The following is a 5,769-nucleotide window of genomic DNA, read 5'->3' on the forward strand; positions in this document are numbered from 1 at the left end:
CTACATTGTTGCCATGAGCTAGACGAAGCTTTATATCAAACATAGCTGAGTCTTTATCATCTCTTAGGGTAAAGTTATTCTCTTTAGCGAAATTTAATAAAGAGAAATTTAGGTGTTTGTTGTTAGACGAGGGGAGTTTGAAGTGATGAGAAGTAGGCACGCTACTCCTCTTTTCTATTCTCTGGTAAAACTAAATGACCATTTTTGTCTATTAGGGAGTATTGGACTAATAAAACATAGCTTGCATCCCAGCAATGATTATACCCAAAGCCCTCAATATCGTAGTCCTTATATTTTTCTTCAAAATTTTTATAAAGCTTTAAATTTTTTTCTTTTTGTTTTGCGCTTATGCCTTCAAATTTTAGGTCTGATATAGAGATAGTATCTTCAAAAACCTCTTTAAATTTCTCATAGTCTTCGCCGTAAATTCTACTAAATAGCTCTTTATCGTCCTTATAAAGCATTAAAGTTAGCTTTGCTGCAAAGTCTCTATATTTTTCACTTATACAACCTATACTTTCAGATACAAATAAAGCCTTGCTCTCTACAAAGCTATAGTCATACTCTTTTTTTGAGTATCTAATGCACTCTTTTTTACTATCTTTTATCCTTTCTCTAGCTATCTTTTGAGCTTTATCTTTTAAATTTGGAGCTTCTTTTACTATTAGATTATAAAGATCTGCAAAGTAATTATCTCTAAAAGAGTTATAGTCTGACTGGCATATAAAGTCTTCTAGAGAGTATTTTTTAAATTTATATTTGCCCTTGGCATCATAGCAAGTAAAGCTTGGTGAAATAGTATGGCTGCCATAGTCCATTATGGGATCAAGTGGATAGTCGTTTATCTGCGAAAAGTCAGAGGCAAATTTTATCATAGCTTCGTCTGGGCTTAAAGGCTCGTAAGCATATAAACTTAAGCCTACTTTCAAGCTAGTTAATAATATAATTTTAAATTTCATCATATTTCCTTACTGAAAAATCTTATGCTCAAGGCTAAGTTTTTGCGGATTTATAACTGCAGTTATACGTTCTACTATATCACTATTATCCAAATCCGCTTTGCTTTCATCGGCTATTTCATAAAGACGATATTTTTTAGGGTTAGACCTTTCTATAATCCAGAAATATGCAGCACTTATTAAGGCGTATTTACCATCTTGTGATATGAGATCAGGGTTTTTTAATAGATCTATATCTTTGTCGACTAAAAATTTTTTGTGTGAATAATTATTAAATCTTGCATAGTTGTCCTTCCCTGTTAATTGCTTAATTCCTCTGCCTCTAAAATTAAATCCATCATCTCCACCTTCATTGCCTAAATGATTTTTTCCACGATCAGAGTACATAGCGTTACCAACAAATTTTGCCCATTTTGAAGGATCTGTCTTATCGTAATATTGCGGATATAGTTTTTAGCTTCTTCTAATCTAGCTTTACCTCTATAGCTAATTATATTATTCTCTATAAATTTTTCTAACTCTTCTTCTAAAGTAAAATCACCTTTTGTTGTCTTTGCCTCTACAAAGCATTGCCCAAAAAAATGCTCTAATCTATTTCTAGTATCAAGCTTATATTTTACATACATTTGAATTCCGTCATCATCATCTCTTCTATTTAGTTCATCTACCATTTCTTGTAAGATATATTCTTGGTTTGTTTTTATATTAGTAAATACTTGTTTTAGCATACTTAGTGTAAAAGGATAGTCTTTAATCTCAATTAAAACATTTATCTCCTCATCCCCATCTTCCCACATACCACTATCTACTCTAGTTAAACTCTTTGATTCATTAAAAGAGCTAATAAATTCATCCATATTCTCTTTACTTAATAAATTTATACCAAGCTTATCATCTTTATCTGCATTAGACTGATTATTACTAGAGATCTCTTCTTTTGCATAAATTTGATAGCTATTATCTTATCTATATTTTTATAGACTATTATTGATATTTATTCTTCAATTTCTTATAAAATTTATCAAAGCTCGCGGGTAGCCTTTTATCTATTTCTTTAAGTTTGGATAGGAATTCTTCTTGTTCTATCTGTTGTAAATCATCGCTTTTAAAAATAGTTTTTTCTTACTTAAAAATGTTCAAATACATTTTCCCGCCAGACATTATGTCGCCATAAATTTCATATATGTAGTTTGAATTTTTAAATTTATTCCCATCAAGCGCTCATTTACACTATTTTTTATTGGTGTTGGTTTTGATAAAATTTTTAAACTTTTGGTATTTCTTTTATTTACCCCAAAATAACCACCATTTGTACAATGTATGTCACCCTCGCATTCGAACATAGCAATAGCTATTAAAATTTTTTCATTTTCATAGCAATATCCTATTTCTTCGGCTTTAAAAAAAGTAATTACAAAATCACGCACGCTAGCCCTATTTATCAAATTTTAAATATTTACTATCGCAATCTTCAAAATGATTATACTCGTTCATAGAGTTTCCGTAGTTTTGTATGACTATGCTATCACTTTTATACATCCCGTCAATTTTTTTAAATTTTATATAAAATCCACCTTCGCCATTGCTTTTTATGCTTGATATATAGCCTTGTGATTTTGTCTGATTATTATCAACTATCTTGTAAAAATACTTTGCCTTATTGGTATTTTTCGTTATTTCTATTGAAATATTACAAGGCTCATTTTTGTAAAGCCCAGTTAAATTTATATCTTTTGCGTAGGCATTATGCGCCATAAAGGCTAGCACCATAAAATAAAAAATAACTATCTTTTTTACCATATCTATCCGCTATTTTTTAGTCGCATTATATCTATTTAACAAAGGCAAAACTATATCTTTTTGATCTTTCCATTCTCAAATTTATATTTTCTTTCGTCTGATAGTTTTCCACTACTTTTAAAATTTGGCTCACCATTGTTGGTTAGTGCATTTTTGTGTGGTTTGTCTATTATCAAGATGCCTTCATTAGTGACTTCGAAAAATGGCACACTCGCGCACCAATCTATCTCGCCTTGAAATTTTATCTTGTCGTCATCTTTCTTTTCAAAAATCCTCAAAGGCCCGTGTCCATTGCAAACAGCATAGTTTTGTATGTCTTGAAATATCCACACTTCGCTGCGATTCAATTTGGTATAAAATATTAAATTTGGTTCAAGCTCATACTCGCACTCTCTGCTATAAATCTCTTCATCATTTATGCTTATGGAGCATTTGTTATCCTTGCTATATGTTTCTATACTTAAGTTTTGAGCATTAGAAAATACGATAAAGAGTAGTGATAAAAATAAAAATTTTTTCATAGAATTAACCTTTATAGCTTTTTTAGACCCTTTTCTAATTTTTCTTAACTTTTGCCGCAGCTTCCTCTTTTGTAATGCTTCCATCCATATTTTTGTCTAATCCTTTATTTGTTATATAGCTAGAACTACTAGAACTAAATAATACGTAATCATTCGACTTACCAATGGCTTTTGGATAAATAATTGCCATATAAATGTCCTCTATGGTTTCAATTTTTCCAGAATAAGGCATAAAATATTTTTCTATATATTCAAGTTGTTCAACTTCAGACATATTTGCTAGTTTTGATGTAGTTGTCCCTAGACCGGCTGCTGTTGTTTCTAAAAATTGTATAAGTCCTAGCACTAGCAACTGGATTTTATACTAGCTGAAAAAGTCTCACCTGTCTCAAAAGTCATGCATGACATCAAAAAATCAGGATTTATTTTTAAATTTATACATATTTCTATAACTTTTTCCTTAAATTCTAAAGAAACTTTTTTACCCCAAGCAATTTTATTGTCTGTTTTTAAATCAACCCCCAACTCCCTTTATCTCCATCTTCCCACATACCACTATCTACCCTAGTTAAACTCTTTGACTCATTAAATGAGCTAATAAATTTATCCATATTTTTTTGCTTAGCTTGTCATCTTCATATATATTTACATTCTACGCTTGATCTATATTTTTATTTATCAAGACATCATCATGTCTTAGATTGGCTTTAATATCTTTTCTTTACAAGAAGTAGTCATACTACTCCTCTTTTCTATTCTCAGGCAAAATCAAATGACCATTTTTGTCTATTAAGGAGTATTGGACTAACACTATATAAATTAGATCATGGATACGATAATTATCATAATCGCCAGTATAGTCATCATATTTTCTTAAAAACTCAGCATATGGCTTTTTATCTGTTTTTTTTATGTCTTTTAGATCTCTAAAAGAGTAAAGTATCGGCACATACTTTAAAGTATCTTCAAAGACCTCTTTAAATTTCTCATAATCTTCGCCGTAAATTCTTTTAAATAGCTCTTTATTATTTTTATAAAGAAGTAAAGCTAGTTTTGCAGTGGAGTTTCTATAGTAAGATCTAGTGCAATGAATAGAATTGCCGACGCTATAATTATATTTAACCCGTACTTGAAAATATTTTGAATACCCATCTATACACTCTTTTTGAGTTTTAGCTATCCTCTCTCTTGCTATCTTTAGAGCTTTTTCTTTTAAATTTGGAGCTTCTTTTACAATTAGATTATAAAGATCAGCAAAATAGTTATCTCTAAAAGCAAGAAATTTGGACTGACAAACAAAGTCTTCTAAAGAGTACTCTTTAAATTTATATTTGCCCTTAGCATCAGAACACTTAAAACTAGGAGATGTATTAGTACTGTAATCGTTTGAAAAATAGTCATCACCGGTAAAAAATTCGTCTTCGATCTGTTCAAAATTATCGATCGCTTTATTGGTAGCTTGGCTAGGCATTAAAGCTTCAAAAGCATATAAATTTAAGTTTATTAGTAAATTTATTAATAAAATAGTTTTAAATTTCATACTTCAGCCCTTTATTTAAATTTCTTAAATATATTTGCTTCTCTTATACGTTTATAAGAGTTTATTCTTTTTGTTCTGCTTTCTTTATTTGCACCGCCATTTACTAAATCTGTTACTCTATTTACTATTTCTTCATTGTCTAATTCCGGCTTGCTTTTATCGGCTCTATCGTAAATGTTCTTTTTTTTAGCCCAGAAAAATGCAGCCGACACAAAAGCAAAGGTTTTATTTTCAGCTACCAGTTCTGGATTATCCACAAAGCTTACTTCATCTCCTACTAATTTAACTTTGTGTGCGAATTTATTAAATTCAGTATATATTTCTCTACCAGTTATTTGTATTATCCCTCTACCTCTATATTTCCAGCCGTCACCTTCTTCGGTATTGCCAAGTCGCAAGTCCTTAGGTCTATTTTCATCAGCATATCCTAGATTGGCTATGGCTTCTTGATTGGCTTTTTGAATTATTTTTCCTTTTTTGTCTTTTATTCTTCCTATATCCTTACTTCTATCATAATTATTTTTAAAATAGCCAATATTAGACCCCATAAGACCTTCCACGCTATAATCTAAGCTCTCTGTCAGTTTTGGGAAGCTACTTTCCACCTCTACCGCACATTGCCCAAAAAAATGCTCTAATCTATTTCTAGTATCAAGCTTATATTTTACATACATTTGAATTCCGTCATCATCATCTCTTCTATTTAGTTCATCTACCATTTCTTGTAAGATATATTCTTGGTTTGTTTTTATATTAGTAAATACTTGTTTTAGCATACTTAGTGTAAAAGGATAGTCTTTAATCTCAATTAAAACATTTATCTCCTCATCCCCATCTTCCCACATACCACTATCTACTCTAGTTAAACTCTTTGATTCATTAAAAGAGCTAATAAATTCATCCATATTCTCTTTACTTAATAAATTTATACCAAGCTTATCATCTTTAT

At 30.3% G+C, this 5,769-nt stretch carries 10 protein-coding genes; all 10 read right to left on the reverse strand.

Annotated features, from left to right (window positions below; all coding sequences use genetic code 11):
* Window positions 1–161: 161 nt before the first annotated feature.
* Window positions 162–959, reverse strand: coding sequence for a hypothetical protein (locus tag CYP43_RS02050; protein ID WP_103582339.1), 798 nt, complete (start codon window positions 957–959; stop codon window positions 162–164).
* A gap of 9 nt (window positions 960–968) precedes the next feature.
* On the reverse strand, window positions 969–1,346 hold the full coding sequence (locus tag CYP43_RS02055) for a hypothetical protein (RefSeq protein WP_103582340.1): 378 nt from the start codon (window positions 1,344–1,346) through the stop codon (window positions 969–971).
* Window positions 1,316–1,816 carry a hypothetical protein gene (locus CYP43_RS02060; RefSeq protein ID WP_103582341.1) on the reverse strand — a complete coding sequence of 167 codons (501 nt, stop codon included), beginning with the start codon at window positions 1,814–1,816 and terminating at the stop codon, window positions 1,316–1,318. The genes CYP43_RS02055 and CYP43_RS02060 overlap by 31 nt, the downstream gene beginning before the upstream one ends.
* A 303-nt stretch (window positions 1,817–2,119) precedes the next feature.
* Window positions 2,120–2,386 (reverse strand): hypothetical protein, encoded by a 267-nt coding sequence (locus CYP43_RS02065; RefSeq protein ID WP_141089833.1) that lies wholly within the window; start codon window positions 2,384–2,386, stop codon window positions 2,120–2,122.
* 7 nt (window positions 2,387–2,393) lie between these two features.
* Window positions 2,394–2,759, reverse strand: coding sequence for a hypothetical protein (locus CYP43_RS02070; protein WP_103582343.1), 366 nt, complete (start codon window positions 2,757–2,759; stop codon window positions 2,394–2,396).
* A gap of 50 nt (window positions 2,760–2,809) precedes the next feature.
* Window positions 2,810–3,280 (reverse strand): hypothetical protein, encoded by a 471-nt coding sequence (locus CYP43_RS02075; RefSeq protein WP_103582344.1) that lies wholly within the window; start codon window positions 3,278–3,280, stop codon window positions 2,810–2,812.
* 34 nt (window positions 3,281–3,314) lie between these two features.
* On the reverse strand, window positions 3,315–3,626 hold the full coding sequence (locus CYP43_RS02080; protein ID WP_199906084.1) for a hypothetical protein: 312 nt from the start codon (window positions 3,624–3,626) through the stop codon (window positions 3,315–3,317).
* A complete protein-coding gene (locus tag CYP43_RS09585; RefSeq protein WP_199906083.1) occupies window positions 3,626–3,805 on the reverse strand; it encodes a hypothetical protein in 180 nt (59 codons plus the stop codon). The genes CYP43_RS02080 and CYP43_RS09585 overlap by 1 nt, the downstream gene beginning before the upstream one ends.
* A 214-nt stretch (window positions 3,806–4,019) precedes the next feature.
* Window positions 4,020–4,820, reverse strand: a complete 801-nt coding sequence (locus CYP43_RS02085; protein WP_084041576.1) for a hypothetical protein — start codon at window positions 4,818–4,820, stop codon at window positions 4,020–4,022.
* 11 nt (window positions 4,821–4,831) lie between these two features.
* Window positions 4,832–5,769: glycoside hydrolase family 19 protein (locus CYP43_RS02090; protein WP_219808129.1), on the reverse strand; the 938-nt coding region annotated here is incomplete at its 5' end.

The sequence above is a fragment of the Campylobacter concisus genome (assembly GCF_002913045.1).
In the GTDB taxonomy this organism is placed as follows: domain Bacteria; phylum Campylobacterota; class Campylobacteria; order Campylobacterales; family Campylobacteraceae; genus Campylobacter_A; species Campylobacter_A concisus_AP.